General features: G+C 66.7%; 32 protein-coding genes and 2 tRNA genes. 12 read left to right on the top strand and 22 right to left on the bottom strand.

Annotation, left to right across the window (positions count from 1 at the left end; translation table 11 throughout):
- The first annotated feature begins 4 nt into the window (after positions 1-4).
- The 4 genes from orn (at position 5) to greB (ending at position 3,937) form a co-directional block, all read left to right on the top strand.
- Positions 5-589: an oligoribonuclease gene (gene orn / locus L0984_RS21325; RefSeq protein WP_234196195.1), complete on the top strand. Its 585-nt coding sequence runs from the start codon at positions 5-7 to the stop codon at positions 587-589.
- 272 nt (positions 590-861) lie between these two features.
- Positions 862-2,781 (top strand): DEAD/DEAH box helicase, encoded by a 1,920-nt coding sequence (locus L0984_RS21330; RefSeq protein ID WP_234196197.1) that lies wholly within the window; start codon positions 862-864, stop codon positions 2,779-2,781.
- Between the two features lie 429 nt (positions 2,782-3,210).
- Positions 3,211-3,287: transfer RNA gene (locus L0984_RS21335), tRNA-Arg, on the top strand.
- An 83-nt stretch (positions 3,288-3,370) separates the two neighbouring features.
- On the top strand, positions 3,371-3,937 hold the full coding sequence (gene greB, locus L0984_RS21340) for a transcription elongation factor GreB (protein ID WP_234196200.1): 567 nt from the start codon (positions 3,371-3,373) through the stop codon (positions 3,935-3,937).
- 40 nt (positions 3,938-3,977) lie between these two features.
- Here the strand turns inward: greB and L0984_RS21345 are convergent, their stop codons facing one another.
- The 4 genes from L0984_RS21345 to L0984_RS21360 form a co-directional block, all read right to left on the bottom strand.
- Positions 3,978-6,233 carry a RelA/SpoT family protein gene (locus L0984_RS21345; protein ID WP_234196202.1) on the bottom strand — a complete coding sequence of 752 codons (2,256 nt, stop codon included), beginning with the start codon at positions 6,231-6,233 and terminating at the stop codon, positions 3,978-3,980.
- Positions 6,234-6,334: 101 nt separating this feature from the next.
- Complete coding sequence (gene rpoZ, locus L0984_RS21350; RefSeq protein ID WP_017758912.1) at positions 6,335-6,538, bottom strand: DNA-directed RNA polymerase subunit omega; 204 nt, start codon at positions 6,536-6,538, stop codon at positions 6,335-6,337.
- Between the two features lie 22 nt (positions 6,539-6,560).
- A complete protein-coding gene (gene gmk / locus L0984_RS21355; protein ID WP_017758911.1) occupies positions 6,561-7,181 on the bottom strand; it encodes a guanylate kinase in 621 nt (206 codons plus the stop codon).
- Between the two features lie 5 nt (positions 7,182-7,186).
- Positions 7,187-8,104 (bottom strand): YicC/YloC family endoribonuclease, encoded by a 918-nt coding sequence (locus tag L0984_RS21360; RefSeq protein ID WP_234196204.1) that lies wholly within the window; start codon positions 8,102-8,104, stop codon positions 7,187-7,189.
- A 119-nt stretch (positions 8,105-8,223) separates the two neighbouring features.
- Between L0984_RS21360 and L0984_RS21365 the strand changes: the two genes are divergently transcribed.
- The 7 genes from L0984_RS21365 (at position 8,224) to L0984_RS21395 (ending at position 14,373) form a co-directional block, all read left to right on the top strand.
- Positions 8,224-9,237, top strand: coding sequence for a serine/threonine protein kinase (locus tag L0984_RS21365; RefSeq protein WP_234196205.1), 1,014 nt, complete (start codon positions 8,224-8,226; stop codon positions 9,235-9,237).
- The gene (locus L0984_RS21370) at positions 9,234-10,136 is read left to right on the top strand and encodes a PP2C family protein-serine/threonine phosphatase (RefSeq protein WP_234196206.1); all 903 of its coding nucleotides are present in this window, start codon (positions 9,234-9,236) and stop codon (positions 10,134-10,136) included. Before L0984_RS21365 ends, L0984_RS21370 begins: the two co-directional genes overlap by 4 nt.
- A gap of 82 nt (positions 10,137-10,218) precedes the next feature.
- Positions 10,219-10,950: a ribonuclease PH gene (gene rph, locus L0984_RS21375; protein WP_234196208.1), complete on the top strand. Its 732-nt coding sequence runs from the start codon at positions 10,219-10,221 to the stop codon at positions 10,948-10,950.
- A gap of 27 nt (positions 10,951-10,977) precedes the next feature.
- Entirely contained in the window at positions 10,978-11,586 is a 609-nt protein-coding gene (gene rdgB, locus L0984_RS21380) for an RdgB/HAM1 family non-canonical purine NTP pyrophosphatase (RefSeq protein WP_234196210.1), read from the top strand.
- Positions 11,583-12,842 carry a radical SAM family heme chaperone HemW gene (gene hemW, locus L0984_RS21385; RefSeq protein WP_234196212.1) on the top strand — a complete coding sequence of 420 codons (1,260 nt, stop codon included), beginning with the start codon at positions 11,583-11,585 and terminating at the stop codon, positions 12,840-12,842. The genes rdgB and hemW overlap by 4 nt, the downstream gene beginning before the upstream one ends.
- 107 nt (positions 12,843-12,949) lie before the next feature.
- Positions 12,950-13,037: transfer RNA gene (locus tag L0984_RS21390), tRNA-Ser, on the top strand.
- Between the two features lie 160 nt (positions 13,038-13,197).
- Positions 13,198-14,373, top strand: a complete 1,176-nt coding sequence (locus tag L0984_RS21395; RefSeq protein WP_234196214.1) for a tyrosine-type recombinase/integrase — start codon at positions 13,198-13,200, stop codon at positions 14,371-14,373.
- On the opposite strand, the gene L0984_RS30020 is transcribed toward L0984_RS21395, so the two are convergent.
- From L0984_RS30020 to L0984_RS21480, 17 genes are all read right to left on the bottom strand, one after another.
- Positions 14,285-14,512: a helix-turn-helix transcriptional regulator gene (locus L0984_RS30020; protein ID WP_370646124.1), complete on the bottom strand. Its 228-nt coding sequence runs from the start codon at positions 14,510-14,512 to the stop codon at positions 14,285-14,287. The two genes, L0984_RS21395 and L0984_RS30020, sit on opposite strands and share 89 nt — an antisense overlap.
- Positions 14,509-14,889 (bottom strand): hypothetical protein, encoded by a 381-nt coding sequence (locus L0984_RS21405; RefSeq protein WP_234196216.1) that lies wholly within the window; start codon positions 14,887-14,889, stop codon positions 14,509-14,511. The genes L0984_RS30020 and L0984_RS21405 overlap by 4 nt, the downstream gene beginning before the upstream one ends.
- On the bottom strand, positions 14,882-15,217 hold the full coding sequence (locus tag L0984_RS21410) for a DUF4031 domain-containing protein (protein WP_234196218.1): 336 nt from the start codon (positions 15,215-15,217) through the stop codon (positions 14,882-14,884). Before L0984_RS21410 ends, L0984_RS21405 begins: the two co-directional genes overlap by 8 nt.
- The gene (locus L0984_RS21415) at positions 15,214-15,654 is read right to left on the bottom strand and encodes an ead/Ea22-like family protein (RefSeq protein ID WP_234196220.1); all 441 of its coding nucleotides are present in this window, start codon (positions 15,652-15,654) and stop codon (positions 15,214-15,216) included. The genes L0984_RS21410 and L0984_RS21415 overlap by 4 nt, the downstream gene beginning before the upstream one ends.
- A gap of 13 nt (positions 15,655-15,667) precedes the next feature.
- A complete protein-coding gene (locus tag L0984_RS21420; protein WP_234196222.1) occupies positions 15,668-16,300 on the bottom strand; it encodes a hypothetical protein in 633 nt (210 codons plus the stop codon).
- A complete protein-coding gene (locus L0984_RS21425) occupies positions 16,293-17,156 on the bottom strand; it encodes a hypothetical protein (protein WP_234196224.1) in 864 nt (287 codons plus the stop codon). Before L0984_RS21425 ends, L0984_RS21420 begins: the two co-directional genes overlap by 8 nt.
- Positions 17,153-17,440, bottom strand: coding sequence for a hypothetical protein (locus L0984_RS21430; protein WP_234196226.1), 288 nt, complete (start codon positions 17,438-17,440; stop codon positions 17,153-17,155). Before L0984_RS21430 ends, L0984_RS21425 begins: the two co-directional genes overlap by 4 nt.
- Complete coding sequence (locus L0984_RS21435) at positions 17,437-18,612, bottom strand: phosphoadenosine phosphosulfate reductase domain-containing protein (protein ID WP_234196229.1); 1,176 nt, start codon at positions 18,610-18,612, stop codon at positions 17,437-17,439. Before L0984_RS21435 ends, L0984_RS21430 begins: the two co-directional genes overlap by 4 nt.
- Complete coding sequence (locus L0984_RS21440) at positions 18,609-20,468, bottom strand: DNA cytosine methyltransferase (RefSeq protein ID WP_234196231.1); 1,860 nt, start codon at positions 20,466-20,468, stop codon at positions 18,609-18,611. The genes L0984_RS21435 and L0984_RS21440 overlap by 4 nt, the downstream gene beginning before the upstream one ends.
- The gene (locus L0984_RS21445; protein WP_234196233.1) at positions 20,462-21,127 is read right to left on the bottom strand and encodes a hypothetical protein; all 666 of its coding nucleotides are present in this window, start codon (positions 21,125-21,127) and stop codon (positions 20,462-20,464) included. Before L0984_RS21445 ends, L0984_RS21440 begins: the two co-directional genes overlap by 7 nt.
- Positions 21,124-21,729 (bottom strand): hypothetical protein, encoded by a 606-nt coding sequence (locus L0984_RS21450; protein ID WP_234196234.1) that lies wholly within the window; start codon positions 21,727-21,729, stop codon positions 21,124-21,126. The genes L0984_RS21445 and L0984_RS21450 overlap by 4 nt, the downstream gene beginning before the upstream one ends.
- 2 nt (positions 21,730-21,731) lie before the next feature.
- Complete coding sequence (locus L0984_RS21455; RefSeq protein WP_234196236.1) at positions 21,732-21,929, bottom strand: hypothetical protein; 198 nt, start codon at positions 21,927-21,929, stop codon at positions 21,732-21,734.
- Positions 21,930-21,945: 16 nt separating this feature from the next.
- On the bottom strand, positions 21,946-22,152 hold the full coding sequence (locus L0984_RS21460; protein ID WP_234196238.1) for a hypothetical protein: 207 nt from the start codon (positions 22,150-22,152) through the stop codon (positions 21,946-21,948).
- Complete coding sequence (locus tag L0984_RS21465) at positions 22,149-22,649, bottom strand: hypothetical protein (protein WP_234196240.1); 501 nt, start codon at positions 22,647-22,649, stop codon at positions 22,149-22,151. The genes L0984_RS21460 and L0984_RS21465 overlap by 4 nt, the downstream gene beginning before the upstream one ends.
- Before the next feature lie 26 nt (positions 22,650-22,675).
- The gene (locus L0984_RS21470) at positions 22,676-22,861 is read right to left on the bottom strand and encodes a hypothetical protein (protein WP_234196242.1); all 186 of its coding nucleotides are present in this window, start codon (positions 22,859-22,861) and stop codon (positions 22,676-22,678) included.
- A gap of 455 nt (positions 22,862-23,316) precedes the next feature.
- The gene (locus L0984_RS21475; RefSeq protein WP_234196244.1) at positions 23,317-24,069 is read right to left on the bottom strand and encodes a hypothetical protein; all 753 of its coding nucleotides are present in this window, start codon (positions 24,067-24,069) and stop codon (positions 23,317-23,319) included.
- Between the two features lie 51 nt (positions 24,070-24,120).
- Positions 24,121-24,789, bottom strand: a complete 669-nt coding sequence (locus L0984_RS21480) for a S24 family peptidase (protein ID WP_234196246.1) — start codon at positions 24,787-24,789, stop codon at positions 24,121-24,123.
- Between the two features lie 76 nt (positions 24,790-24,865).
- Between L0984_RS21480 and L0984_RS21485 the strand changes: the two genes are divergently transcribed.
- Entirely contained in the window at positions 24,866-25,180 is a 315-nt protein-coding gene (locus L0984_RS21485; RefSeq protein WP_234196248.1) for a transcriptional regulator, read from the top strand.
- Here L0984_RS21485 and L0984_RS21490 read toward each other — a convergent pair.
- Entirely contained in the window at positions 25,177-25,533 is a 357-nt protein-coding gene (locus tag L0984_RS21490; protein WP_234196250.1) for a hypothetical protein, read from the bottom strand. The two genes, L0984_RS21485 and L0984_RS21490, sit on opposite strands and share 4 nt — an antisense overlap.
- Between the last annotated feature and the right edge of the window lie 4 nt (positions 25,534-25,537).

The raw sequence follows: 25,537 nt of genomic DNA on the forward strand, positions 1-25,537 counted from the left end.
CCCGATGTCCGCATCCCAAGCCTCTTCTGCCCCGGCCCTCCCCAAGAGCGACCAGAACCTCGTCTGGCTCGACTGCGAGATGAGCGGCCTCGATCCCGAGAAGGAGCGCCTGCTCGAGATCGCCGTCGTCGTCACCAGCCCCGACTTGTCGGTGCGTATCGACGGCCCCGTGCTCGTCGTTCACCAGAGCGACGCCGTGCTCGACGCCATGGACGCGTGGAACAAGGGTACGCATGGCCGCAGCGGCCTGATCGACAAAGTGCGTGCGTCGACTCTCGACGAAGCCGCGGCCGAGCAGCAGCTCATCGACTTCCTCATGCGCTACGTGCCGCGCAGCGGCTCGCCGATGTGCGGCAACACCATCGGCCAGGACCGCCGCTTCCTCGTCAAGTACATGCCGCGGCTGGAGGCCTTTTTCCACTACCGCAACCTCGACGTCAGCACGCTCAAGGAGCTGGCCAAGCGCTGGAAGCCCGCCGCCTATGCGGCCTTCAAGAAACAGCAGGCCCACACGGCGCTGGCCGACGTGCACGAGTCCATCGACGAGCTGCTGCACTACCGCGACACCTTCCTGCGCCTGCAGGATTGAACATTTGCTCAAAGCGGGATTAGGCAAAACCCTGAACTCCTGCCATAATCATGGGCTCGCTGCAAAACCAAGACCGCAGCGAGTTTGCGCATCTCCCTTCTTGCACATTGGTCGGCGGCTCCCGCACAGCGCGGAACAGCTCGATGAACCCGACCACGGCGCCTGATCCTCACCCGGATCGCCACGCGCCGATCGTCGTTGGATGGTTGATGTTTTTCTGAACCTCCAACGTGCCTGCCCCAACGGGGCGGCGTGCGTTCACGATCAGTTTTATGACCGACTCCCTGCATGAGCAGGGCGCTGCTGCGCCCGTGCTCGACCCTTCCTTTTCCACCGAAATCGTGGCTGATGGCCGCGCCGACGCGCCCGAAGCCGCCCTGGCCAACGACGTCGCCGCCGAGGCGGCTGCGCCCGAAGGCCCCCATCCTTTCGCCGAACTGGGTCTGGCTCCTGAGCTCGTTGCCGCCGTGCGCGACCTGGGCTACACCGAACCCACCGCCGTCCAGACGAAGGTCATCCCCATGGCCATGGCGGGCAATGGCGACGAAGACGCCAGCGCCGCCGGTTTCGTCGACCTGATGGTCTCCAGCCAGACCGGCAGCGGCAAGACCGCCGCCTTCCTGCTGCCCGTGCTGCACACGCTGCTGCTGCAACAGCAGCGCGAAGAAGAAGAGGCCAAGGCCGAGCACGCCCGCCTGGCGGCCGAAGCCGCCGCCCGCGGCGAAGCGCCGCCCAAGAAGCCCCGCCGCGTCAACCCGACGCAGTCGCGCAACTTCAAGGCGGCCGTCCCCGGCGCGCTGGTGCTGTGCCCCACGCGCGAACTGGCGCAGCAGGTGGCCCACGACGCCATCGAACTGGTGCGCCACTGCCGCGGCCTGCGCATCGCCAACGTGGTGGGCGGCATGCCCTACCAGTTGCAGATTGCCCGCCTGCAGAACGCCAACCTGGTGGTGGCCACGCCCGGCCGCCTGCTGGACCTGCAGCGGTCGATGCAGATCAAGCTGGACCAGGTGCGCTTCCTCGTCGTCGACGAGGCCGACCGCATGCTCGACCTGGGCTTCGCCGACGACCTGGCCGAGATCAACCAGCTGACCATCCAGCGCCAGCAGACCATGATGTTCAGCGCCACCTTTGCGCCGCGCATCCAGCAACTGGCCGCCCGCGTGATGCGCGAGCCGCGCAAGGTGCAGATCGACAGCCCGCAGCAGAAGCACGCCAACATCCGTCAGGTGCTGCACTGGGCCGACCACGCCAGCCATAAGCGTGCGCTGCTCGATCATTGGCTGCGTGACACGGCCATCCAGCAGGCCGTGGTCTTCGCCAGCACGCAGATCGAATGCGACGGCCTGGCCAATGACCTGCAGCAGGCCGGCTTCTCCGCCGTGGCGCTGCACGGGGCGCTGAGCCAGGGCCTGCGCAACCGTCGCCTCATGGCGCTGCGCAACGGCCAAGTGCAGATCCTCGTGGCCACCGACGTCGCTGCCCGCGGCATCGACGTGCCGACGATCAGCCACGTCTTCAACTTCGGCCTGCCGATGAAGGCGGAGGACTACACCCACCGCATCGGCCGTACCGGGCGGGCGGGCCGCGATGGTATCGCCGTGACCTTCGCCGAGTTCCGCGACCAGCGTCGCATCTTCGACATCGAAGCCTTCACCAAGCAGCAGTTCCAGCCCGAAGTGATCGAAGGCATGGAGCCGACCCGCCGTGCGCCGACGGCCCAGCCGCCGCGTGGCGGCGCGGGCCGGGGCCGTGGTGGTCCCGCCGGTCGCCAAGGAGACGACCGCCGTCGCTCGCCCGGCTTTGCCGGCGGTGGCCGTGCGCAGGGCTGGGGTGAGTCCTCGGGCGGCGCGCGTCATGGCGGCCAGCGCTCGCAGGGCTTTGACGGCGGCGCTCGCGCAGGGGGCGGCTTTGGCCGGCCTCAGGGCGACGACGGTTTCGGGGGCGGCCATCGCGGCCGTCAAGAGGGCTTCGGCGGCCCGCGTTCTGGCGAAGGCTTCGCAGGTCATCGTGGACACAACGAAGGCTTTGGCGGTCGTGGACATGGCGAGGGCTTTGGCGGTCCCCGCTCGCACGGCGACAGCCGCCGGCCCGCGCCTGCTGCGCGCGACGGTCGTCCTTCGGGCGCCGGTCGTGGCCCCGGCGGCAAATCTTTTTCGGGTCGTGCCTTCGTTCCGCGTGACAGAGGCTAAAAAAATCGTGTCATAATCTCACCTCTTCGGGCCGTTAGCTCAGTTGGTTAGAGCAGAGGACTTGAAGGGCAGCAGCCTAAAGGTGCCTCGGCGCCAACGGATGAGGCCCGACGGGTTGCTCAAGGTAAGTTCACTCTGCCTTGAAGTAGAACTTCTCAAATTCGGCGAACGCTAACGTGCTCTTCCGAGCGCCAGGCCAACGCCGAGCGAAGCCCCGAAAGGGGAACGTGTAGAGACTCGACGGGAAGGCCGAAAGGCAAGACAGAGTCCAGACCACGAACCGGAAACGGGCAGCGAAAGCTGAAGTGGTAGGCATAATCCTTTGGTCGCTGGTTCAAGCCCAGCACGGCCTACCAGGACGGAAGAAACGAAGAAAGTTTTGCTTGATAGTTGGCGCCACGAAAATGTCGTGCTATACTAGAAAGCTCAGCGGCTGTAGCTCAGCTGGATAGAGTACTTGGCTACGAACCAAGGGGTCGTGGGTTCGATTCCTGCCAGCCGCACCATATTTCCCTATGGGGAACAACGGGTTAGCGCCACAAGCGCTAGCCCGTTTTTCTTTGTCCGAAACTTTTGAGGGATCTCGCGCATGAGCAAAGCCTTCACCAAGGAAAGCGACAACGGTGATGAGGACGACGAGGCGGGCGGCCTCCCGCCCTTGCCCCCAGGTGGCAAGAACTACATCACCCCAGCGGGCTACGAGCGCCTGCGTGCCGAACTGCTGTCATTGATGGATGTGGAGCGTCCCAAGGTGGTCGAAGCCGTCCACTGGGCCGCCAAGAATGGTGATCGCTCGGAAAACGGCGACTACCTGTACGGCAAGAAGCGGCTTCGAGAGATCGACCGGCGGATCCGTTTTCTCACCAAGCGCCTGGAAATCGCCGAAGTGACCGATCCATCGGTCCACCACGGCAGCGACCAAGTGTTCTTTGGCGCCACCGTGACCTATGCGGACGAATCCGGCGAGGAGCACACGGTCACCATCCTGGGGATCGACGAGGCGGAGAGCGCACAACGCCAGGTGAGCTGGATCGCGCCCATCTCGCGGACCTTGCTCAAGGCCCGCGTGGGCGATGCGCTCAAGCTGGTGACACCCGGCGGTACGCAGGAGATCGAGGTGGTCGAGGTCGTGTACCCCGCCCCGGCCTCCCGCTGATCGGACCACAGCGCGGCCGGCCGACGGCGTAGGGGGGCGCTCAGGGTGCAGGCACGATCCGCCGGGCCGACAGCACCGACGGTGTACGCCGCGCGGCGCGCAGCACGGATTCGACATGGGCTGCGTCGCGCACAGCGATGACGAAGCGCAGGTCGGTCGAATCCTGCTGGCTTTCGTCCGGCATCTCGACGTGGGTGATGTCCGCCTCGGCCCGGGCGAGGGTGGAGGCGACGCGCGCCAGCACGCCCTTGTCGTTGCGAACCGTCACCAGGATGCCCGTCTCGAAGCTGCGCACGGGCTCGTCGGCCCATTCCACGGCGAAGAAGCGCTCGGCGTCCTTGTGGCGCAGTCGCTGGCCGACCCCGCAGGCGTCGGTGTGGACCACCAGACCTTCACCATGGCCCAGATAGCCCACGATCGGATCGCCGGGCACGGGGCGACAGCACAGCGCAAAGCGCACGGATGAGTTCTCGCTGCCGTCCAGCGTGACCGCGCCTTGCGAGACGTTCTCATGCGCCGTGAAGCGCTCGCGGCTCATCAGCAGCGCATCGGGCTTCTCGCCACGCTCGGCCAGCAGCGTCATCAGTCGCTTGGCCACGATGCTGGCCACCCGCTTGCCGAGGCCGATGTCGGTCATCAGGTCTTCGCGGTTGCGGTTGCCAGTGAAGCGCAGCAGCTTGTCCCAGATCGCCTGGTAGTCCGCTTCGGTTCCCGGCAACTTGCGCACGCCCTCGGCACGCAGCGCCTGGGACAGCAGCTTTTCGCCCAGGCGCTCCGACTCGGCCTGGGCCAGCGTCTTGAGGTAGTTGCGGATCTTCGAGCGGGCCCGGCCCGTGCGAACGAAGCCCAGCCACGCCGGGTTAGGTGTGGAGACCGGCGCGGTGATCACCTCGACCACGTCGCCGTTCTTGAGTTCGGTGCGCAGTGGCACCTGCTCTCCGTTGATGCGCGCCGCCGAGGCGTGGTGGCCCACGTTGGTGTGGATCGCATAGGCAAAGTCCACCACCGTGGCACCGCGCGGCAGCGCCAGGATCTCGCTGCGGGGCGTGAAGACATAGACCGCGTCCGGGAACAGGTCGACCTTGACGTGTTCCCAGAACTCACGCGCGTCGCGCGTCTCGTCCTGGATGTCGACCAGCGACTGCAGCCACTTGGCGCTGAGCCGCTCGCCCTGGTCTGCATCGCCGGCGGCCTTGTACAGCCAATGTGCCGCCACGCCGGACTCGGCAACCACATGCATCGCTTCGGTACGGAGCTGGAACTCCACGTTCACGCCCGAAGGGCCCACCAGCGTCGTGTGCAGCGACTGGTAGCCGTTGATCTTGGGGATCGCGATGTGATCCTTGAACTTGCCCGGATGCGGCTTGTACAGCTGGTGTAGCACGCCCAGGCCCGTGTAGCAGGCGATGGTGCTGGGCACGACCAGGCGAAAGCCGTAGATGTCGGTGACCTGTGCAAAGCTCAGGTGCTTGTCGTCCATCTTGCGGTAGATGGAGTACAGCGTCTTCTCGCGGCCAGCGATACGCACCTGCAGCCCGGCAGCGGCGAATGCAGTCTCCACGTCGCGCTGCACTTTCTGGATCAGGTCGCGCCGGCGGCTGCGGGCCTTGGCCACGGCCTTGGTCAGGATCGCGTGGCGCCATGGCTTGAGGTGCCGGAACGAAAGCTCCTGCAGCTCGCGGTAGGTCTGGTTGAGCCCCAGGCGGTACGCGATGGGGGCGTAGATGTCCAGCGTCTCGCGCGCGATGCGGCCCCACTTGGCCCGCGGCGCATCGCTGAGCGTACGCATGTTGTGCGTACGGTCGGCCAGCTTGATGAGAATGACGCGCACATCGCGCGCCATGGCCAAGAGCATCTTGCGGAAGGATTCGGCCTGGTTCTCCTCGCGCGTGTCGAACTGGAGCTTGTCGAGCTTGGTGAGGCCATCCACCAGTTCCGCCACCGCCGAACCGAAACGCTCGACCAACTCAGGCTTGGTGACGCCGCAGTCCTCGATGGCGTCATGCAGCAGCGCAGCCATCAGCGCCTGGGCATCAAGCTTCCACTCGGCACACTGGGCGGCGACGGCGATGGGATGCGTGATGTAGGGCTCGCCGCTGTTGCGCAACTGGCCCAGGTGGGCTTCGTCGGCAAAGCGGTAGGCACGGCGGACCAGTTCCACATCCTCCGCGGCGAGGTAGTCCAGCCGCGCGGTCAGCGCCGCGAAGCTGGCCGCGGCCGCGTTCAGCGCAGCGGTCGGCGCCTTGCCGGGCGCCGGCGCCGCGCCGGACGCGGAAGAGGGAAGGACCACACTCATGCTTCGACTTTAGCCGCTGAAGCGTCCCGCGGTCTCCGGGCGCAAAAAAAGCACCTCGAAAGGTGCTTGTTCTTCGCCGGAGTTGCAAGAGGTGGCGGCAATCAGCCCGGAACCTTCTTGAGCATCTCGAGGCCGACCTTGCCATCGGCGATCTCGCGCAGGGCGGTGACCGCGGGCTTGTTCTTGCTCTCGATCTTGGGCGCATGGCCCTGGCTCAGCATGCGGGCGCGATAGGTGGCGGCCAGTACGAGCTGGAAGCGGTTGGGGATCTGCTGCAGGCAGTCTTCGACGGTGATGCGGGCCATGACGGTATGCCTTGATGAAGTGTCAGGGAATGTTCAGTGCCGCGAAGGTATCGGCACGGGCGCGGCGCTGGGCAGAGTAGCGAAGCCGCTGCGCGTGAACGATCGCTTTGAGGTCGAAAAGCGCGCGTTCAAATAACTCGTTGATTATAACGTAGTCGAATTCACGGGTTTGCGTCATCTCCTCCGCCGCATTCTGCAAGCGCAGCTCGATGACCTCGGGGGCGTCCTCGCCGCGGCGCTCCAGGCGGGAGCGCAACTCTTCCCAGCTGGGCGGCAGGATGAAGATCAGCACCGCGTTGGCGAACACCTTGCGCACCTGCAGCGCCCCCTGGAAGTCGATCTCCAGGATCACGTCGGCACCCGAGGCGATGCGCTCTTCCACCGCGCGCTTGGACGTGCCGTAGCGGTGGCCATGCACATTGGCCCACTCCAGGAAGGCCTCGGCCTGCACCATGGCGTCGAATTCGGCGGGCGAGACGAAGAAGTACTCGCGGCCGTGCTTCTCCTGCCCGCGCGGCGCACGGGTGGTGTGCGAGACCGACGGATTGACGGCCGAATCCAGCTCGCGCAAGGCCTTGACCAGGCTGGACTTGCCGGCGCCGCTCGGCGCCGCGACGACAAACAGGTTTCCAGGATATTCCATGGCGCTCATTCGATGTTCTGGACCTGCTCGCGCATCTGCTCGATCAGCACCTTCATGTCGACGCCGATGCGGGTGAGTTCGAGCGCCGCCGACTTGGAGCCCAGCGTATTGGCCTCGCGGTGCAGCTCCTGGATGAGGAAGTCGAGCCGCTTGCCGACTTCGCCACCCTTGGCGAGCAGCCGGTCGATCTCGTCGAGGTGGGCGCGCAGACGGCCCAGTTCCTCGGCGACGTCGATGCGGATCGCGAAGGCCGTGGCCTCGGAGAGCGCACGGTCCTGCGCGGCCTCGGGCGTCGCACTGCCGGCGGCCAGGCCCATGGCTTCCTGCCAGCGCTCCAGGAAGCGGGTGCGTTGCTGCTCCACGAGCCGGGGCACGAGCGGTTCCGCCTGCTCGGCCAGGGCGCGCAGGCCTTGCAGCCGCTCCTGCAGCAAGGCCACGAGCCGGGCGCCTTCGCGCTCGCGCGCCGCGATCAGGTCGTCCACCACGGAGGTGGCGAGGGCGACGACGTCGAACTGTTCGGCGGGGAGCGTGCGGCCGCCGTCGCTGCCGGCCAGCCGCAGCACATCGGCCACGCTCAGCTCGCGGGCCGTGGGCAGCCAGGCACGCACCGCGTCCTGGACGCCGTTGAGCCGCTGCAGGAGGCGCACGGAGGGCTCGGCCACCGCGGCGTCCGTGCCGGTCTCGACCGAGCCTCGCATCTCGACCTTGCCGCGCTTGAGGCGGCGGGTGAGCAGTTCGCGAAGGGCCGGCTCGTGCTGGCGCAGCTCTTCGGGCAGCTTGAAACTCAGGTCCAGGAAGCGGCTGTTGACGGCGCGCAGCTCCAGGCCGAGGCCGGGGCCCGGGCGTTCCTCGCCCGCGGGCGCGTCCGCGCTCGACGCGCGGCTCTGGCCGCTGGCGTAACCGGTCATGCTGTAAACTGCCATTGCACCTCGCTCTCGGCTCGTGTTCGTCTGACAAGCCCCGCAGAAGCGACGGGCCGGCGCCCTCTCTCATGTGGATCGACGGGCTTGCCGCCTCACCTCTTCGGGCGAAGCCTCCGATTATGTCAAAGGTCAAACCGTCGCCCCTGATGCCGGACACGGTGATCGGTGGCTACCGAGTCGTTCGACGCATTTCCTCCGGCGGTTTCGGCGTGGTCTACCTGGCGGTGGACAAGGCGGGCCAGCAGGTCGCCATCAAGGAATACCTCCCTTCGTCGCTCGTGACGCGCGAGGACGGCAGCCTCATTCCGCAGGTGGCGCCCGAAAAGCTGTCGCTCTACCGGCTCGGACTCAAGAGCTTCTTCGAGGAGGGCCGGGCCCTGGCGCAGATCGCCCATGCCTCGGTGGTGAGCGTGCTCAACTTCTTCCGCGAGAACGAGACCGTCTACATGGTGATGAACTACCTGGAAGGCGCCACGCTCCAGGACTTCATCGTCACCGCCCGCGAACTCAAGCGCGCCAAGGTGCTGCGCGAGTCGACGATCCGCTCCCTGTTCGACGAGATCCTGCGCGGCCTGCGCGTGGTGCACCAGCACAAGATGCTGCACCTGGACATCAAGCCCGCCAACATCTTCATCACCGACGACGACCGCGCGGTGATGATCGACTTCGGCGCTGCCCGCGAGGTGCTCTCCAAGGAGGGCAACTTCGTGCGGCCCATGTACACGCCCGGCTTCGCAGCGCCCGAGATGTACCGGCGCGACTCCTCCATGGGCCCGTGGACCGACATCTATGCCGTGGGCGCCTGCATGTACGCCTGCATGCATGGCTACCCCCCGCTGGACGCGCCCCAGCGGCTCGACAAGGACCGCCTGGGCCTGTCGCTCACGCGCATGCGCGGCGTGTACTCGGACGACCTGATCGAGGTGGTCGAGTGGTGCATGGCCCTCGACCCGCTGTCGCGGCCCCAGTCCGTCTTCGCGCTGCAGAAGGAGCTGGGCCGCGAGGGCGAGCGCCGCTACACCAAGCTGTCGGTGGCCGAGCGCATGCGCCTGTCGATCGACAACATGCGTGCCGCGGAGCGCAAGCCGCTGGCCAAGGCCGGCACGCCCACCACCCGTCCGGCGGCGTCATGAAGTTCTCCGTCTTCCAGGTCAGCCGCAAGGGCGGGCGCCTCAAGAACGAGGACCGCATGGGCTACTGCTACACCCGCGAGTCGGCGCTGTTCGTGCTGGCCGACGGCATGGGCGGCCATCCGGAAGGCGAGGTGGCGGCGCAGATCGCGCTGCAGGCCGTGGCGGCGCTGTTCCAGCGCGAGGCGCGGCCCGTGCTCAAGGACGTGCGCGCCTTCCTCGCGGCGGCGGTCATGGCGGCCCACCAGCAGATCATGCGTTACGCCAGCGGCAAGGCCATGCTCGACACGCCGCGCACCACCATCGTGGTGGCGGTGCTGCAGCAGGGTTGCGCCACCTGGGTCCACTGCGGCGATTCGCGCCTGTATGCGGTGCGGGGCAATCGGCTGATGGTGCGCACGCGCGACCATTCCAATGCCGAGCGGCCTCGTGCCGAAGGGGGCGCCATGCCGGTGAACCGCAACCTGCTCCAGACCTGCCTGGGCTCGCCGGTGCCGCCGCTGTTCGATCTGTCCGAGCCGCTGCCCTTGCAGCAGGGCGACCGCCTGATGCTCTGTTCCGACGGGCTCTGGAGCGTGGTCGAGGACGCGCTGCTGGTCCGCACCCTCGGCGCGCGCCCGGTGGCCGATGCGGCGCCCGAACTCGTCGAGATGGCCCTGCGCCGCGGCGGCAGCCACTCCGACAATGTCACGCTGATCGCGGTGGAGTGGGAGACGCCCGATGCGCCCGGCTCCGAGCCCGGCGTTTCCACCGACAGCATCGGGGCCGACGTCTTCGCCTCCAGCATCCAGGCCGGGCTGCCGGGCGAGGAAGACCACGACGAGCTCGACGAGGCCGCCATCGAGCGCTCCATCGCCGAGATCAACGAGGCGATACGGCGCTCCGCCGCCCGAAAGAACTGATCCGCGCAAGGTGCTGCACGGCGAGCCGTCCGGGCCCGCGGCCAGCGCCTTGCTTTTCCACGTTTCCGATCCAGAGATTCACATGAGCCCTTTCATCCGCAGCAGCGCCCGCGCCGCCGACCAGCTCCGCCCCGTGCGCATCACCCGCGGCTTCACCATCCATGCCGAAGGCTCCGTCCTCATCGAATTCGGCCAGACACGCGTGCTGTGCACGGCCTCCGTCGAAGAGAAGGTGCCGCCGCACAAGCGCGGCAGCGGCGAAGGCTGGGTGACCGCCGAATACGGCATGCTGCCCCGCGCCACCCACACCCGCGGCGACCGCGAGGCCGCACGCGGCAAGCAGAGTGGCCGCACGCAGGAGATCCAGCGCCTCATCGGCCGTTCGATGCGCGCCGTGTTCGACCTGGCGGCCCTGGGCGAACGCACGATCTACCTCGACTGCGACGTGCTGCAGGCCGACGGCGGCACCCGCACGGCGGCCATCACGGGCGCCTTCGTGGCGGCGCACGATGCGGTCGCCAAGCTCATCGCCGCCGGCACGCTGGCCGCGTCGCCCATCCGCAGCCATGTGGCCGCCATCTCGGTCGGCATCGTGCAGGGCACGCCGCTGCTGGACCTGGAATACGTCGAAGACTCCGCCTGCGACACCGACATGAACGTCGTGATGACCGGCGCCGGCCACTTCGTGGAGGTGCAGGGCACGGCCGAAGGTGCCGCCTTCAGCCGCGACGAGATGAACCAGCTGCTCGCGCTGGCCGACAAGGGCATCGCCGAGCTGGTGCAACTGCAGAAGCAGGCGCTGCAGATCGCCTGAGTGGGCGTGAGCACGGAAAGCGCATCCATGAAACTGGTTCTCGCATCCAACAACGCGGGCAAGCTGGCCGAGCTGCAGCAGCTCTTCGGCACGCTGGGCCTGACGCTCGTGCGCCAGTCGGAGCTGGGCGTGGGCGAGGCGGAAGAGCCCTTCCGCACCTTCGTCGAAAACGCGCTGGCCAAGGCCCGCCATGCCAGCGCGGCCACCGGTCTGCCCGCCATCGCCGACGACGCCGGCCTGTGCGTGGATGTCTTCGGTGGCCTGCCCGGCGTGGACACGGCCTACTACGCCACGCAGTTCGGCTACGAGAAGGGCGATGCCAACAACGTCAAGGCACTGCTGGCGCAGCTAAGCGGCGAATCCAACCGCCGCGCCGCGCTGGTCAGCACGCTGGTCGCGCTGCGCCATGCCGAGGACCCCGAGCCGCTGGTGGCCGTGGGCCGCGCGGTCGGCGAGATCACCACCGAGCCCGTGGGCGAGCATGGCTTCGGCTTCGACCCGGTGATGTTCCTGCCGCAATTCGGCAAGACCTTCGCGCAACTGCCGCCCGAGGTGAAGAACGCCCACAGCCACCGCGGCCAGGCGGCGCGCGCCATGCTGGCCCTGATGCGCGAGCGCTGGGCCCTGGGCGGATGAGCAGCATCCCGATCCAACCCGCCGTGGCCGTCGCGCCGCAGGCCAACGACGTGCTGCACATGATGCGGCCCGGCCCGCTGCAGCTGGCCGCATCGCCACCGCTGTCGCTCTACATCCACCTGCCCTGGTGCCTGCGCAAGTGCCCCTACTGCGACTTCAACTCGCACGAATGGCGCGGCGAGGGCGCTGACGCCGCGGTGCCCGAGCAGCGCTACATCGACGCCCTGATCGCCGACCTGGACGCCGCGCTGCCGCTGGTGTGGGGCCGCACCGTGCACACCATCTTCATGGGTGGCGGCACGCCCAGCCTGTTCGCGCCCGACAGCATCGACCGGCTGCTCGGCGCCGTGCGCGCCCGCCTGCGGCTGGAGCCCGGCTGCGAGATCACGCTGGAGGCCAACCCTGGCACCTTCGAGCGCGACCGCTTCCGCGCCTACCGCGCGGCGGGCGTCACGCGGCTGTCGGTCGGCGTGCAGAGCTTCGACGACGCGCACCTGAAGGCGCTGGGCCGCGTGCACGACCGCCGCCAAGCCATCGCCGCCGTGGAAGAGGCCGCCCAGGCCTTCGAGACCTTCAACCTCGACCTGATGTACGCCCTGCCCGGGCAGACGCTGCAGGGCCTGGAGGCCGAGCTGGACCAGGCCCTTGCCCTCGCGCCGCCGCACCTGTCGATCTACCACCTGACCATCGAGCCCAACACCTTCTTCGCCAAGCACCCGCCCGCGCTGCCCGAGGACGACATCGCCTACGCCATGCTCGACCGCATCACCGAGCGCACGGCGGCCGCGGGCCTGGCGCGCTACGAGGTGTCGGCCTATGCAAGGCAGGGCCACAGCTGCACACACAACCTCAACTACTGGCAGTTCGGCGACTACCTGGGCCTGGGCGCCGGCGCGCACGGCAAGTTGAGCTTTGCCCACCGCATCGTGCGGCAGGTGCGCGTGCGCGATCCGCAGCGCTACATGGCGCAGGCCCTGGCCGGCCAGGCCGTGGCCCAGAGCGACGACGTGGCGCTGGCCGACCTGCCGTTCGAGTTCATGCTGAACGCGCTGCGCTTGAAGGAAGGCTTCACGCTGGCCCAGTTCGGCGAGCGCACCGGCCTGGCCATCAGCGCCATCCGCCGCCCGCTGGAAGAGGCCGAGGCCCGCGGACTGCTGGCGCGCGACCTGCACCGCGTGTGGCCCACCGAGCGGGGCATGGATTTTCTGAGCGACCTGCAAGCGATGTTCCTGCCCGAAGGCGACGGGGCAGACTGACGCCGCGGCCGCCGCGGCCGCCGCGGAAGGGCGCGGCGGTGCCCTTACACTTGCGGCCGCATTTCGCCTTCGGGTGCCTAACGGCACCGCCGCAGAAGGTCGACCCAGGAAGCGTGGCAGAGTGGTCGATTGCACCGGTCTTGAAAACCGGCGACGGGCAACCGTCCGTGAGTTCGAATCTCACCGCTTCCGCCAAGATCGATCCAAGGTAGTCCATCGGCGTCCAACTCGCCGCGTTCGGTCCCTTCTCTCCATTGGGAGAGCATCCATAATCGTCCAGAACAGCCCTTGATCGGTCCCGCCCAAGCCAGAGGCGGGCGATGGTACGGGGCATGGTACGGAGGCGGGCGATACCATGGGTTTGACGACGAAGGCGATAGAGGCGGCAAAGCCTCGCGACAAGGGCTACAAGCTGGCGGACACCGCCGGTCTGTACCTGTTCGTGACGCCGGCCGGAGGCAAGAGCTGGCGGGCCAACTATGTTCGGGATGGGAAGCAGGGCACGCGGACCTATGGCCGCTTCCCTGCGATGAGCCTGGCCGAGGCGCGGCGTGCCCATGCCGCAGCGCGCGAGCCTGGCGCCGTCGATGCGCCGGCCGCGCCGAGGGTTCCCACCTTCAAAGAGGTTGCGAAGCAGTGGTTGACGGTCAAGTTGCCGGGGCTGTCCAACCCGAAGCATCAGATCCAGGTGGCGAACACGCTGGAACGGCTCGTCTATCCCGGCATCGGTAAGCTGCCGATCAACAACATTCCGCGCACGCAACTGGTCAGCATCGTGCAGGCCGTGCAGCAAGAGGGCGACCGTGTCGAGACAGCGCATCGAGTGGCCGGCCGGATCACTCAGGTCTTCGAGTTCGCGCAGGACTCCGGACTGATCGAAACCCACGGGGCTGCGGGCCTAACGCGTGTGCTGCAGCCGCGCAAGGTGCGACGGCCCATGGCCAGTCTTCCGCCCGCCGAGGCGGGGCGCCTGCTGCAGCTGATTGATGACTACGACGAGCCCGTGACCCGACTGGGCCTGCAGCTGCTATCGCTCACGTTTGTGCGCGTGGGGGAGCTTCGACACATGCGGTGGGATGAGCTGCGCGAAGACGGGGCGATCTGGGTCGTACCTGGCGAGCGCATGAAGGCCAGGCTTCCCCATGTCGTGCCGATGTCCACCCAGGCGCAGGGTGTGCTCACCAAGCTCAAAGAGCTGACGGGCGACCGTGCATTGGTGCTGGAGTCGCCACGCCAGCCCCGGCATCCTCTTTCGGAGAACACCTTTCTTTTCGCGCTGTATCGCCTCGGCTACCGCGGGCGGATGACGGCGCACGGCTTTCGTGCGTTGGCGTCGACGGTGCTCAATGAAGAGTCCGGCTTCCCGCATGACGTGATCGAGCGGCAGCTCGCCCATCAGGAGACGGACGCGGTGCGCGCGGCATACAACCGCGCGACCTATCTCACGCAGCGGCGCGCACTGATGCAGTGGTGGTCTGATTGGCTGGATCGCCAAAAGACCGCTGCAGGTCCGCCACACGCCACCGCGTAGCGCTGCCGATCTTGATCGGCTTCGGGACGTGGCCGTCCTTGACGGCCTGCCAGAACGTGGATCGGCCCATCGAAAGCATGGCTGCCGCTTCCTTGGCGGGCACGAGCAGCTTTTGGGGTGGGGCTTCGGTGTCGCTCATACAGCGCTCCCTATGGTGATGAGGGGCGCGCGTTTGACGGCGACGGCCAGGCGGCCCAGTTCAAAGAAAAGGCCAGTGCCGTAAGCCTCGGCAGGCAGGGCCTCGATTTCGTTGCGGACATCGTCCAGCAAGCTGTGATGCGTCCAGCAGAAGCGCGGCACGTGGGCGGCAAGGTGGTCGCGCAGCGCGGTGCAGCGACAGCACGTGCGCACGATGTCGATGGACCCGTCCCACTTCGCGCGTACGCGCTCGTATCGCTCGCCTGGCTGAATGGCTCGCGCGCATTCTGCGCATCGGTGCACCTTGCGGGCGGTGTGCGTGGCCTGGTGATAGAACTCGGCGGGCTCGTAGTCGCAGAAGCATTCGCGATCAGGCATCGAGGGCCTCCTTCTTGCGCCCGCGATGCTCGTCCACCCATGCCTGCGCATCCTCGGGCTTGCCGAGCGCGCCGGTGACCCGGCGGCGGATCGTCATGAGGCCGGCTTGACGCCACGTGATTTCCACGGCACCGGCGGCCACGGCTGCGGCGCGCTTGGTCAAAGCGATGTCGTAGTGGCTGTCGTGACGCGGCGGGGCCTGGTGCCATCGGCGCTGCACGCCGATGCGGTCGGCCATCGCGTGCAGTTCCTCGTCCGTGTCGGCGATCATGTGACACATGACCATCCGGCCGAACTGGGCGCGCATGTCGTCCACGTAGACCGTCACGAGGGCACCCCGTCCCAAGTGCGGCCGTCGAGCGGGCGGCCTCCGTTGCTGATTGAGCCGAACTTGGCAACGGCGGCTTCCAGTTCCGCGATGCGGTCCAGCAGGGCAAGCATCGTCCGGGGGCACGCTGCGGCGATGTAGTCAGCGAGAGGCCCCGAGTAGTCGCCAACGCTGATGACGGAGGCGATTGCTTGCCGGCCCATCCCTCGAAAGTTGTCGCCGTAGACGGAGGCATGCACCGTCTTGTGATTGTGGCGTTGCGCGGTCGCGTACCAGCCCGACGTCTGGATATGGGCCGGGACGGCTTCTGCCAGCTTTCTTAGTAACTCGCGGTCGGGCAGGGGGCACACAAGGGGCGTCGCACCGGGGCCTTGTCCCCAGCATTCAACGGGAAAGACGCCTTCATCGCGCCACCGCCGCCGCTGCTCTTCGGTCATGGGGTGGACCTTGTCAGCCATGGGCCGGCCCCCGGTCTTTCTTGCTGGGAGCGACCGCATCCGAGGGGGCGGCCGGGTGGGGCCAGCACGTCACGCACTGAAAGCCCTTGCCGTGGATGCAAACGCCATCTGCGGCAGCAGGTGCAGAAAGCATCGCGCTAGGCTGGCTCACGATGGCTACCGCGCGGCAGCGAGTCCATCCGCTGGCGAATCCGTACTCGAAGAAGCGGCGCTCGCGTTCGGTCATGGGCATGCCGGCATGCCACTGGTCCGCGGCCTCGTTTCGGTTCGCCTCCATCAGCGCGCGTTGGTGCTCGTAGCGCTCGATGTCGGGGTGGGTGGCCGGCGCGTGCTGGGCAACGTAGAGGGGCGTCCACGCCCCCGAGTGCCTGCGCACGTTGTCCAACGCGGCGTCGGCCACAGGGCCCTCGTAGCCACCATCGGAGCGCGGTCGATACCAGAATGCTGGCTTGGCGGCGGGCTGCGCTATCACTCTGGCAAATTGCTGCAGGCGGCCGATGGCATGGCCGATCACGATGCGCGCCTCCCAGTCCAGGTGATCAGCGCGGGCTGTGGACATCAGCTTCGCGCAGATATCTGCCGTGCTGGGTGCTTTGGTCGACAGCGTGGGGTTTTGATCAGCCATTTGTGCTTCCTCCATTGACGGCCGGCGGTTGGTCGTTCTGGGCCTTGTCGAGGTGCGCGTCACTGCAGAACCCCTGACCCATCCAACCGATGTTGGAAGGCCGGCCGCAGAAGCACTTCGGCATTGGGTTCGACTGGTTGGCATCAAAGTAGGCTTGCGCTTCGCGCCCGTAGGGCTCGTCCTCGTCGGGGATGTGGCCTGGGCCCGCGAGGCCGTTTTGAATCCATCTCATGGCTGCCTCGGCGCCCGCGCCGTGCTTCCACTCGATCCACGCCGCCTGATTGGCTGTGATGTGATCGTGCAGGCAGTTGGCCAGGACGTTGAGGGTGCTGTCGGGCTTCTGGGCCTCGTCGGCCGCGAGCCGCGCGGAGGCTCGCATGCCGAGCGCGAAGCCGAGCCAAAGCAGGTCGGTGCGCGCGTCTTCGTAGTGCGAGAGCGTGCCGTCGCGCTCGACCGCGCGGAGGTCGGCGTGCTGCTGCACCGGTGGGGTGTCGTTCACCATCTTCTCGAAGACCGCCCGCATGCGCGCAACGGTCGGTGCGCCGGGTCGATCCACCAACGCCAGCGGGATCGTGGCGGGTGGCGAGGCGGTCGCCTTGGACTGCTGTGGTGCCGGCGGGTCGTCGCTCTTGGCGGCCTGCCAGCCGTCGCAGAACTTCGCCAGGTCCTCGACCATCGAGGGGTCTGCCGGGTCAGCGTCATACGTGGCCGAGAACGCGGCGAACATGCGTTCGCTGTCATTCGGCAACTGGGAGGGCGTGAGGGCCTGGCAGGCGGCGAGCAACGCGGGCGTCTGCTCGAAGGCTGCAAACGGGTCGGCGGTGCCGGCCGGAGCGGGGATGTGGTCGGCGCTCACGATGCCTTCCTTCCCTTTGCCGAGGGGGCCTTCGCCATGGTGTAGACGCCGCCATGCCGACCCGATTTGTCGAGGCCGTGCAGCGTGCTGCGGTCGCGGCCTTCGGCGCGGGCGCGTTCCACCGAGCGCGTGCTCGTCGCGCGCTTGGAAGCGTGCTCCTGCAAAGCGGCGCCGATGGTGCTGCCGCTCGATGCGGCGATCTGGCGAAACGCGGACAGCGGCGATGCAGGCCGACCAGCCGGCCAGCGCGGATCGCGGCCCGGGGGGAGGGTCGTGGTCTTCAAGCGGGTTCCAGTGAAAGGAAGTTGGAGGCGGCTCGTGCACCGAGCGCCTTGGCGATGTCCTGCGCCGAGAGCGCATCGCTCTGCTCGCACAAGCCATAGGACGAGCTGCACCCGAGGCCGTCGTTTTCGACGTCGTCCAGCAGGTTGCGTTGGCGGCCGCCGCGGCTGGTCTTCGACCACTCCACACGCGCCCAAATGTTCAGATCGGCGAAGACGACGCGCCGGTCCTTGGCTGGGTGGGCATCGGCCATGAAGGTGCTGTAGCCGTGCTTGCTGCATTGGCCGACGATCCGCTCCCATTCAGAGATGCGCGCGGGATGCTCGGGGAAGCGTGCGGCGATGGCGCGCAGCTCGGCCTTGTTGCAGTTGATGCAGGGCATGCAGCCAACGCGGCTCATGTCCTGCAGGTAGAGGGGGTTCGGCTGGACGCCGCGGGACTGCGCCAAAGCGAACACTTGGGCTGCAGTCGCGTCCACCAGCGGACGGGCGATCCGCAAGCGATGGCCAACGCGCTCCCACTTTTTGGCATCGGCGCGGTTCTGCGATTCGTCGCGGCGGACGCCTTGCCAGGAAATGACGCGGTGGCCCGCCTCCATCAGCTCCAACTGAAAGCCGACCGCCATGTTGCGTTTCAGCTCTTCGGTGCAGAACTGGGCCGTGCGCGACGGAAAGCGGCCCTTCCACATGCACAGGTCCAAGAACGGGTTGCCGGTGGGGTGCATCACGGCCAGGGCGCGGCGCTTCGCCTTGTTGGACCAGCGCACGCGGCGCCCGCCGCCGACCTTCACCGTCTTTTGGACGGGCTTGCCCTTCTTGTTGAGCACGATGTTTCCGCGACCATCACGCTTCGGCACCGGCGTCTTGCCGTCCGCCTCGAACACGGGCCGGGTGTCATATTCCCGACGGGTGCGAACGTCGGCGGCGATGAAGGCCCGCTTCGCCAGCAGCTGCTCGCGGAAGTCAGCTTTGAGGCGCACGATAGTGATACCCAGGGCCTGCTCCAGATAGATGAGGTAGGCGTAGGTCAGATCGTGTTCATTGCCCGTGTCGCAGAAGATCGCGATTACGTTCGCGTGCCCGCAGCGCTCCAGCGCGATGAGCAGCGTTGCCAGGCTGTCTTTGCCGCCCGATACGCTGACCACATGGATGACGCGTCGATACAGGGCCGTCATGCCGCCAGCCTTTCAGCCTCGAACTCGCGATAGTTCGCGGCCACGATGAGGCGCATCGGGAGTGGGCTCACGCTGTTGCCCGCCATGCGCACCTGCGCCGTCTTGGTCAGCGGCTTGCCGCTGGCCGTGCGGTCGATCACGTAGGTGCCCGGGAAGTCCTGCGCGTTGTACAGCTCGCGCGGCACCAGCATGCGCAGCGTGATATCCACGATCACCCAGGGCTCGCCCTGCAGCCACACGGTGACCAGCGCGAGCCTGTCGTGTGTGGTGATCGTGGTCATGGGGTAACGCAGGTCGGCCCACTGGCCGCCGTTGGCGTGGTAGCGCATCAGGAAGGCGGCGCAGCGCAGCGCGCCGGCCTCGTGCTCCTTGCTCAACGCGTACTGCACCAGCGCGTGATGCTCGGCGCCGGCAGTGACCGTCGACACGGGCTCATCCATGGCCCGGCTGTTGCAGTTGCGGCGCAGCGTGACCATGTGCGCGGCCGTGAGCTGCTGCTGACTGCCGGAGGTGGTGACCGTGGAGACGCCTTCGCGCAGGTCGCGGGCGTGGCTGGTGTTGAAACCGCCGTTCGCCTGGACCATAAACGCGGCGGCGAGGCTCTGGCCGCCGCCGCTAGCCGTCACGGTGCCGAGGGGGCCGGTCACGTCGTTGGCGCCATGGCTCCAGCGCTTCCCGCCCTGGCTGCCTTCGCCGTGGCCGGCCTGCACGAGGTAGGCCGAGGCGGTTGCGAACTTCTGGCCGCCGGCAGTGATGGTGCCCAGCGGCTTCATCGGATCGAGTGAGCGCGGTTCCTGGCCGGGGCGCTCGCCATAGCCCATCTGCACCAGGTGCGCCGCGGCGAGGGCCGTCTCGCCGCCCTTGGCCGTCGTGATCGTGCGCAACGGCTTGCCGATGTCAAACGAGGTGTCCCGCGTATGCGTGACCGGCACAAGAGCCGGAGCAATGCCCTCGACGATGAACGGCGTCGGCGTGTCCAGCACGTACTTCTGCATGCCGTGCGCGATGCGCCGCATGGTCGCCTCGGCCAGCGGCTTCCTGCGCCCGAAGATGCTCGTTCCGGCAATGCTCCAGTCGATGCACTCGGCCGCGGGCCGGTGGGCCAGCAGGCCGGCACGGGGGCGCTTCGCGTGCGTCTGTGCAGGCCACACGATGGGCAGGCCATCGCAGCGCGCGACCATGTACAGCCGCGTTCGCGTGCTGTGCGCACCCAGATCTGCATTGCAGATCACGCGCCATTCCACCTTGTAGCCCAGCGCCCTCAGGGCGGCGACGAAGTGGTCCCAGTTCTTGCCCTTGCGCTTCGGATCGGGGATCAGGAACTGACTGCCACGGGCGACCCGTTCGCCTGGCTCGGCAACGCGGTGCACGAGCTTGCCGCTCACGGGGTCGCGGACGCGCTCCAGTGTGAGCACGCGCCCGGTCGCTGGGTCGCGCTTCGCGATCAGCGGCGACCACAGCAGCATCTGCTCGACGTTCTCCAGCGTGATGACGTCGGGCCGCGTCTTGCCAGCCCAGCGCAGCACCTGCCATGCGAGCGAACGGATTTCGGCCTTGCGTGGCTGCCCGCCGAGCGCCTGCGAGTGGTGCGTGCAGTCCGGCGAGGCATGCAGCAAGCCCACGGCCTGGCCGCGCGTCACCGCCAGCGGGTCAACCTCGCGGATGTCGGCGCGGTAATGGCGCGTCTGCGGGTGGTTGATCTCGTGCATGCCGATGGCCTCGGCATCGTGGTTGATCGCCACGTCCACCGGGCGGCCGATGGCTTGCTCGATGCCAGTCGACGCGCCGCCGCCGCCGGCGAACAGATCGATGACCAGCTTGGCCGCCAGCGGCAGCAGGAATTGCGGGGTCAGCATGCCGGGCTCCGCTGCAGCTGGCGGGCGTGCTCCAGCGCGTCGAAGCGATCAAGGAAGGCTTGGCGCCAGTCCTGCCACGCCATCTGCCCACGCTCCCGCGTGTTCAGGCGCACCCAGTCCACGGGCTCGATGCGCTCCGCCGGGTCTTCGTCGCACAGCACTGCCCAGGGCGCATTGCGTTCGGCGTTCCATGCCGTCAGGTCTCGGCGCTCGGTGGCGAGCGCGATCAGGTCGATCTGCCTGATCACTGCCCTGGCCGTCACGAAGACCGTTTCCAGGCCCAGCGCGCGGCGGAAGCGCTTCGCATGCCCCGCCTCGAAGACCGTCCATGCGCTGGTGCCGCCGCCGGCGCAGGCAACGCGGTTTACGGCTCTCTTGGCGGGGCTGCTCAGGTCTTGCGTCGCGCACTCGTGCGCGTCGTGCCAAAGCGCGGCCATCTGCACATGCACCGAGCGGCCGAGCTGCTCGGCGATGTCGCAGCACAGCAGGGAGTGCTCGGCCACGCTGTACGGCCGCGAGGTCGCGCCATGGAAGCGGTTGATCAGCGCGAGCTGGTGCGCCACATCGTGCACGTTGACGGGGCGCCCGTCGTCGGTGAAGGAATCGACGCCGTCAAGGTGGTATTCCCCGCCGCTGGGGGTCAGCATCCAGCTGCTCATGACGGTTGGCCCTCCTGCGAGGCCTCTTGCGCCGCGCCGGCCTGCTCGGCCTGCTCTGCCTGCATGCGCTGGATCTCGGCTTCGTAGTAGGCCTTGAAGCTGCCTGCGGCAGCGCTCTCGAAGGGGTAGGGGCAGGCTTCGTCGGCGGACTTTCGTGCGCGCGCGGCTTCCTGGGCCCGCTTCTTCACAGTGGCGAGGGCCACGATGGAATGAGGCATGTGAGGGGATGAGGGAGTGAGGGGGTGAACGCCGCAGGACACAACCTGCGGGGGCGTGGGAAGGGCCGAGGGGTCCTCGGCGGCGGCGGGCCAGCGCGGCGGAGCCAAATCGCCGCGCTCGACGAAGCCGACGATCTCGTCCCGGCTGACGTGCAGCCGGTCAAGCTGCAGGTCCAGGCAGTCGCCGGCCTTCAATTCGGGGTGGGCCTGCATGAACGCGTCCGCCTCCGGGCCGAGCCACATGGCGGCAAGCATCTGGATGCCCCGCTGCGAATGGCGCTCGCCGAGCAGCAGCTGCCAGCCGTGGCCGTGCCCATCGCGCGGAGACGCCAGCTGCACGCGGTACGGCGGGCGCCGCAGAAAGAAGATGCCAGACGTCTTCATGGCTACTTGCCTCCGAGATAGAAGCCCAGCAGCAGCGCAACCATGCACATGGCTGCGATGGCGGACAGGATCGGCGTGATGGATTTGCGCCGGTCCTTGGCCTCTTCGGCTTCGGCCTGGGCCTCGGTGATGAGCGTGATCAGTTCGGCGCGCGTGCGGCGCGCGGGCCGGGTGTCCGTGGGTGGGGTGGGCTGCGGCATGGCGGGCTCCAACGCGTCACCGGGGCGGCCACGGCTCGGGTAGGTCGCGCTCGCGGGCAGCCAGGCGAGCGCCCTCGATGGCGTCGGCCACGGCGGGCGGGGGCGGCGGAGGCGCTTCGTCCTTGCCCACCGTGAGCGCCAGGATGAACGTCGCGACGATGGCGCCGAGCGCCCAGTCGGTGGCGTGCCGCTTGATGCTGGCTTTGCGTGCTGCGCTGATCACAGCAGCGCTCCCGAGCTGCGAACCGGCACGAGGAAGCCGAAGTCGTCGACGGTGGCGAGGTAGCCGCTGCGGATCGACGCGCCTGGGTTCATGACGTCGTACAGCTCGGCGGCCTGCGGCGCGCGGGGATAGGCAAGCCAATAGCTTCCGGCGGCACTCCACGATTCGGGAATGCAGTAGGGCACCTCCGGCATGCTGCGCTCGGCGTTCAGCCCCCGCTCGATGTTGTCGAACTCGCGACGGTCCATCTGGTCGCGGCGCTCTTCGGCCTCCGCGTCTTCCAGCGAGACAGCGGGCAGCGTGTGGCCGAACCCCATGTCGAGCAGGCCGCGTTTCAGCGCCTTTTCAGCCGCAGGGACGGGGAGGGTGATCCAGTTGCACCGCCGAGTGCCTTCTACCTCGCGGTAGAACGCCTGGCGGCGTGCACCGCGCTGGCGGATCTGGATGACGGCGCGCGCGGCGCCGGCTGCTGCTGTCGTCGTGACGAGCGCGCCCATGTCGGTTGACTCCGAGGTGGCGCGAGTCAGGCGACGACGTCGTCAAGGCGCTCGGCCTCGGCGATGGGGCAGCCCGTGACGTGATGGGCTGCGCGCTGCGCGCCCTCTGCGTTGTTGGCCTGCACCTGCACGAAGGGCATCACGCCTGCGTCTGATGGGGCCAGGTTGCCGAAGGGGCTCTTTGGCGTGTAGTAGCACCGGTAAGTCTTCACGTGTCGCTCCGGCCGACGGACTCCACGCGAGGGCGTGGAACTCATCACATCGGACTGCGGCGGACTGTAGCAAACGCTACTTGGACACGCAATAGCAAACGCTACTCGTGGGCGAGTGGCTTACGCTGGTTTTTTTTGACCGACGGGTCAGTAGATTGCGTGAGTGACTTGGTGGGCTAAGCTATGGCATGTCTAGGGAAGGTCGCACAGCTTTGGAGTTGCAAGCCATGCTCATCGCGAGAGTGGCTGAACTCTGTCCCCCGGTACTCGCGGGTGAGGCCCAGAACGCATTCCGTGTCGTAGGGGTAAGTTCAGAGGACGTAGATGCTCCAAACTGGACCGTGCGCACGAACACGCCCATTGCACAATGGCGGCATGATGTGGCGCGGGTCGTCAAACAGCTTCAGCTCGAATATGTCTTAGAGGCTGAAGATTTTTAAGACGATTCTGTTCTGCTATTTAGCGTCAACTCTCACTGCGGAGTAAACACGACCTGTGGCGCTGTCGAAAACTCTCACTTCATCTAAGCGCATTGCCACTGCCGGCCCGGTTTCAATGAGAGACGTGGGAGAGTTGAAGGTCGGCGAAATTGAGTTGAAGTACTTCCCGACGTAGGGCGCCGTTAAAGTGCCAACAAAGGCTAGGCTCAATCTTTCTTTCAGAGTTCTTGCTTCCTCTGTCGGAACTTCAAAAGATGTCTGAAAATTTACCTTTGAGATTGAGAACGCCTTTAGATTGGTGAATCCTGCGCCGCAGACCTCTCTGCGTAACTCAGTGACGTTTACCCTTGCCCCATAACCATTGGTTGCGGCGTACTCTCGTGTCGTTGGCCTCTCTGCTTTAATGATCGTGCCGGGAATGAATACAGCTGCTTTCGGTTGTAGGGCAAAAGAGTTGGATAGATTGCCGAATGAAACGGACATGACGTGCCGATCGGCGTCGTAGGTTACTTGACTGGGCTCAAGCCGCTTTGCCAAGATTAATGGGTCAATGCCGGTCACCGCCCCGTATATGGGTGAGGCCAATAAAGCGTCTAGCCGATCCTGAAACTGTTCTGTCGACTCAAACTCATCCTTTTGCGGCTTGAGAGCGGCTAGCCGAGAGGCAATCTGACCGCAGTCATATCCTGTGAAGCGGGGCGGAAAATTTGGCTCAGCAATGTCTATTTTTACCTGCGCGTGCGATAGTGAGAAGGAAGATAGAAACATGCACAAGAAAAGTTGTCGCGCGTTATTCATAGTCTTCCTTTTTTTGGTGGATCACCAGCGCTGTTTAATTTTGCGCCGGGGAACCGGGTAGGCAACGTAATAAATCCAAGTTACATCTTCACTAGGGAACGAGAGGACAGTGGAATTGTTATAGCTACCAAACCTATATCCGTTGCGCCTACTAAGCAAGCGTTTAAGCAAGGTTTCGCCCGTGTGAAGCCTCACGATGACGTCATCCTCAAGTTCTGGCTCTGTGCCAGGCTCAACCAAAGCAAAATCGCCTGGCACGTACTTTGGCACCATGCTGTCTTCGGTAACTTCACAAAGAAATGCCAGGGGATCAGTGCTGATAACGGCTCCCACACGGTCTGTCGCTCCAATTGGCTGATCGCCATCGTTCCATATGCGTTCGGGAAGGCCCCCAGCAACCTTGCCGACAACCACAATTTCCCGCTGCTTTCCCGGAGGCACCGGAATCGCGCCCGCCGGAAGCCCTTGCGAGACAGCCTCGCCTATCACCATTTGGCGGGCGATGTCTGGTTGCCGCTCGGCCCAAAGAGCTAGAGTTTTTTCATTGATTGGCCGCTCTCCCCGTAGAAGTTGGCCGATGTAAGCACCGTCTCGATAGCCGAGCAGGCGCCCAAGCGCAGTCTTCCCGCCGCGGGTCTCGGCTAGTTCGGAGAGCCGGCGGCGGCGCTGCTCTTGAGGATCGAAAGACATGCCGCACACAGTAGCATTCGCTACGGTAGCGGTTGCTACTTGTGAAAAGGTAGCGTTTGCTACAGAATTCCGGCCCATGCTACTTGACGCCTATCTGAAGCAGCGCTGCGGACTCACCGTCGCGGAGCTGAGGGCGGCCGTCGGTGCAAAGAGCGATTCGCAGGTGCGGCAGTGGCAGCACGGCTACCGTGAGCGAAAGCCCGATCCGAAATACTGCGTACGCATCGAGCGTGCCACGGGTGGAATGGTGCGGAGGCAGGATCTTCGCCCTGACGATTGGCACGAGATCTGGCCGGAGCTCGTTGGGCGGGGTTCCGCGCACCGCTCTGCACGGCCGCCCGAATCGTTGGGCCTCTTTGACCTGCCTGTTCAGGGTGCAGTCCATGGTTAGCCGCGGCAGCATGCCAGAGCCGCGGCACCCGGCTTGCTCTCCGGGGCGCCCTGCCCAGAGATGCCGCGGGCCGCCCGGCTAATGGCGGCCCGCAGTACGGCCGGCGCGCTCTCGTGCGCTTCCATCCGCTGGACACACAGCTCCAGCCATTCCCGGAACCCATCCACCGTGAAGGGCTCCGCATTGCCGTCCTCGCAACCGATGCCAGTTGGGCGCGAGGGGAGGCGAGCGCGCATGTCCGCGCTGTCCGCCTCGATTGCCAGCGCGAGCTGGCCGACCACAAATTCCAGGGCGTCAAGCCGATCCAGCACCGTAGGCGCGTCGTTGCCGTGTCGGGGTGTTTCCGTGCTCATTTGG

Source organism: Pseudacidovorax sp. NFM-22, from assembly GCF_021401245.1.
Classification (GTDB): domain Bacteria; phylum Pseudomonadota; class Gammaproteobacteria; order Burkholderiales; family Burkholderiaceae_C; genus Xenophilus.

Bases quoted from the DNA above. Each gene is read 5' to 3' on its own strand.
- gmk (WP_017758911.1), bottom strand. From the start codon at position 7,181: ATGGAATATCCTGGAAACCTGTTTGTCGTCGCGGCGCCGAGCGGCGCC.
- rph (WP_234196208.1), top strand. From the start codon at position 10,219: ATGAGCCCTTTCATCCGCAGCAGCGCCCGCGCCGCCGACCAGCTCCGC.
- L0984_RS21445 (WP_234196233.1), bottom strand. From the start codon at position 21,127: ATGAGCAGCTGGATGCTGACCCCCAGCGGCGGGGAATACCACCTTGAC.
- L0984_RS21465 (WP_234196240.1), bottom strand. From the start codon at position 22,649: ATGGGCGCGCTCGTCACGACGACAGCAGCAGCCGGCGCCGCGCGCGCC.
- L0984_RS21435 (WP_234196229.1), bottom strand. From the start codon at position 18,612: ATGACGGCCCTGTATCGACGCGTCATCCATGTGGTCAGCGTATCGGGC.
- L0984_RS21415 (WP_234196220.1), bottom strand. From the start codon at position 15,654: ATGACCGAAGAGCAGCGGCGGCGGTGGCGCGATGAAGGCGTCTTTCCC.
- L0984_RS21420 (WP_234196222.1), bottom strand. From the start codon at position 16,300: ATGGCTGATCAAAACCCCACGCTGTCGACCAAAGCACCCAGCACGGCA.
- L0984_RS21360 (WP_234196204.1), bottom strand. From the start codon at position 8,104: ATGGCAGTTTACAGCATGACCGGTTACGCCAGCGGCCAGAGCCGCGCG.
- L0984_RS21365 (WP_234196205.1), top strand. From the start codon at position 8,224: ATGTCAAAGGTCAAACCGTCGCCCCTGATGCCGGACACGGTGATCGGT.
- L0984_RS21345 (WP_234196202.1), bottom strand. From the start codon at position 6,233: ATGAGTGTGGTCCTTCCCTCTTCCGCGTCCGGCGCGGCGCCGGCGCCC.
- rpoZ (WP_017758912.1), bottom strand. From the start codon at position 6,538: ATGGCCCGCATCACCGTCGAAGACTGCCTGCAGCAGATCCCCAACCGC.
- L0984_RS21330 (WP_234196197.1), top strand. From the start codon at position 862: ATGACCGACTCCCTGCATGAGCAGGGCGCTGCTGCGCCCGTGCTCGAC.
- L0984_RS21395 (WP_234196214.1), top strand. From the start codon at position 13,198: ATGGGTTTGACGACGAAGGCGATAGAGGCGGCAAAGCCTCGCGACAAG.
- L0984_RS21440 (WP_234196231.1), bottom strand. From the start codon at position 20,468: ATGCTGACCCCGCAATTCCTGCTGCCGCTGGCGGCCAAGCTGGTCATC.
- L0984_RS21450 (WP_234196234.1), bottom strand. From the start codon at position 21,729: ATGAAGACGTCTGGCATCTTCTTTCTGCGGCGCCCGCCGTACCGCGTG.
- L0984_RS30020 (WP_370646124.1), bottom strand. From the start codon at position 14,512: ATGAGCGACACCGAAGCCCCACCCCAAAAGCTGCTCGTGCCCGCCAAG.
- orn (WP_234196195.1), top strand. From the start codon at position 5: ATGTCCGCATCCCAAGCCTCTTCTGCCCCGGCCCTCCCCAAGAGCGAC.
- rdgB (WP_234196210.1), top strand. From the start codon at position 10,978: ATGAAACTGGTTCTCGCATCCAACAACGCGGGCAAGCTGGCCGAGCTG.
- L0984_RS21475 (WP_234196244.1), bottom strand. From the start codon at position 24,069: ATGTTTCTATCTTCCTTCTCACTATCGCACGCGCAGGTAAAAATAGAC.
- L0984_RS21370 (WP_234196206.1), top strand. From the start codon at position 9,234: ATGAAGTTCTCCGTCTTCCAGGTCAGCCGCAAGGGCGGGCGCCTCAAG.
- L0984_RS21405 (WP_234196216.1), bottom strand. From the start codon at position 14,889: ATGCCTGATCGCGAATGCTTCTGCGACTACGAGCCCGCCGAGTTCTAT.
- L0984_RS21480 (WP_234196246.1), bottom strand. From the start codon at position 24,789: ATGTCTTTCGATCCTCAAGAGCAGCGCCGCCGCCGGCTCTCCGAACTA.
- greB (WP_234196200.1), top strand. From the start codon at position 3,371: ATGAGCAAAGCCTTCACCAAGGAAAGCGACAACGGTGATGAGGACGAC.
- L0984_RS21455 (WP_234196236.1), bottom strand. From the start codon at position 21,929: ATGCCGCAGCCCACCCCACCCACGGACACCCGGCCCGCGCGCCGCACG.
- L0984_RS21490 (WP_234196250.1), bottom strand. From the start codon at position 25,533: ATGAGCACGGAAACACCCCGACACGGCAACGACGCGCCTACGGTGCTG.
- L0984_RS21485 (WP_234196248.1), top strand. From the start codon at position 24,866: ATGCTACTTGACGCCTATCTGAAGCAGCGCTGCGGACTCACCGTCGCG.
- hemW (WP_234196212.1), top strand. From the start codon at position 11,583: ATGAGCAGCATCCCGATCCAACCCGCCGTGGCCGTCGCGCCGCAGGCC.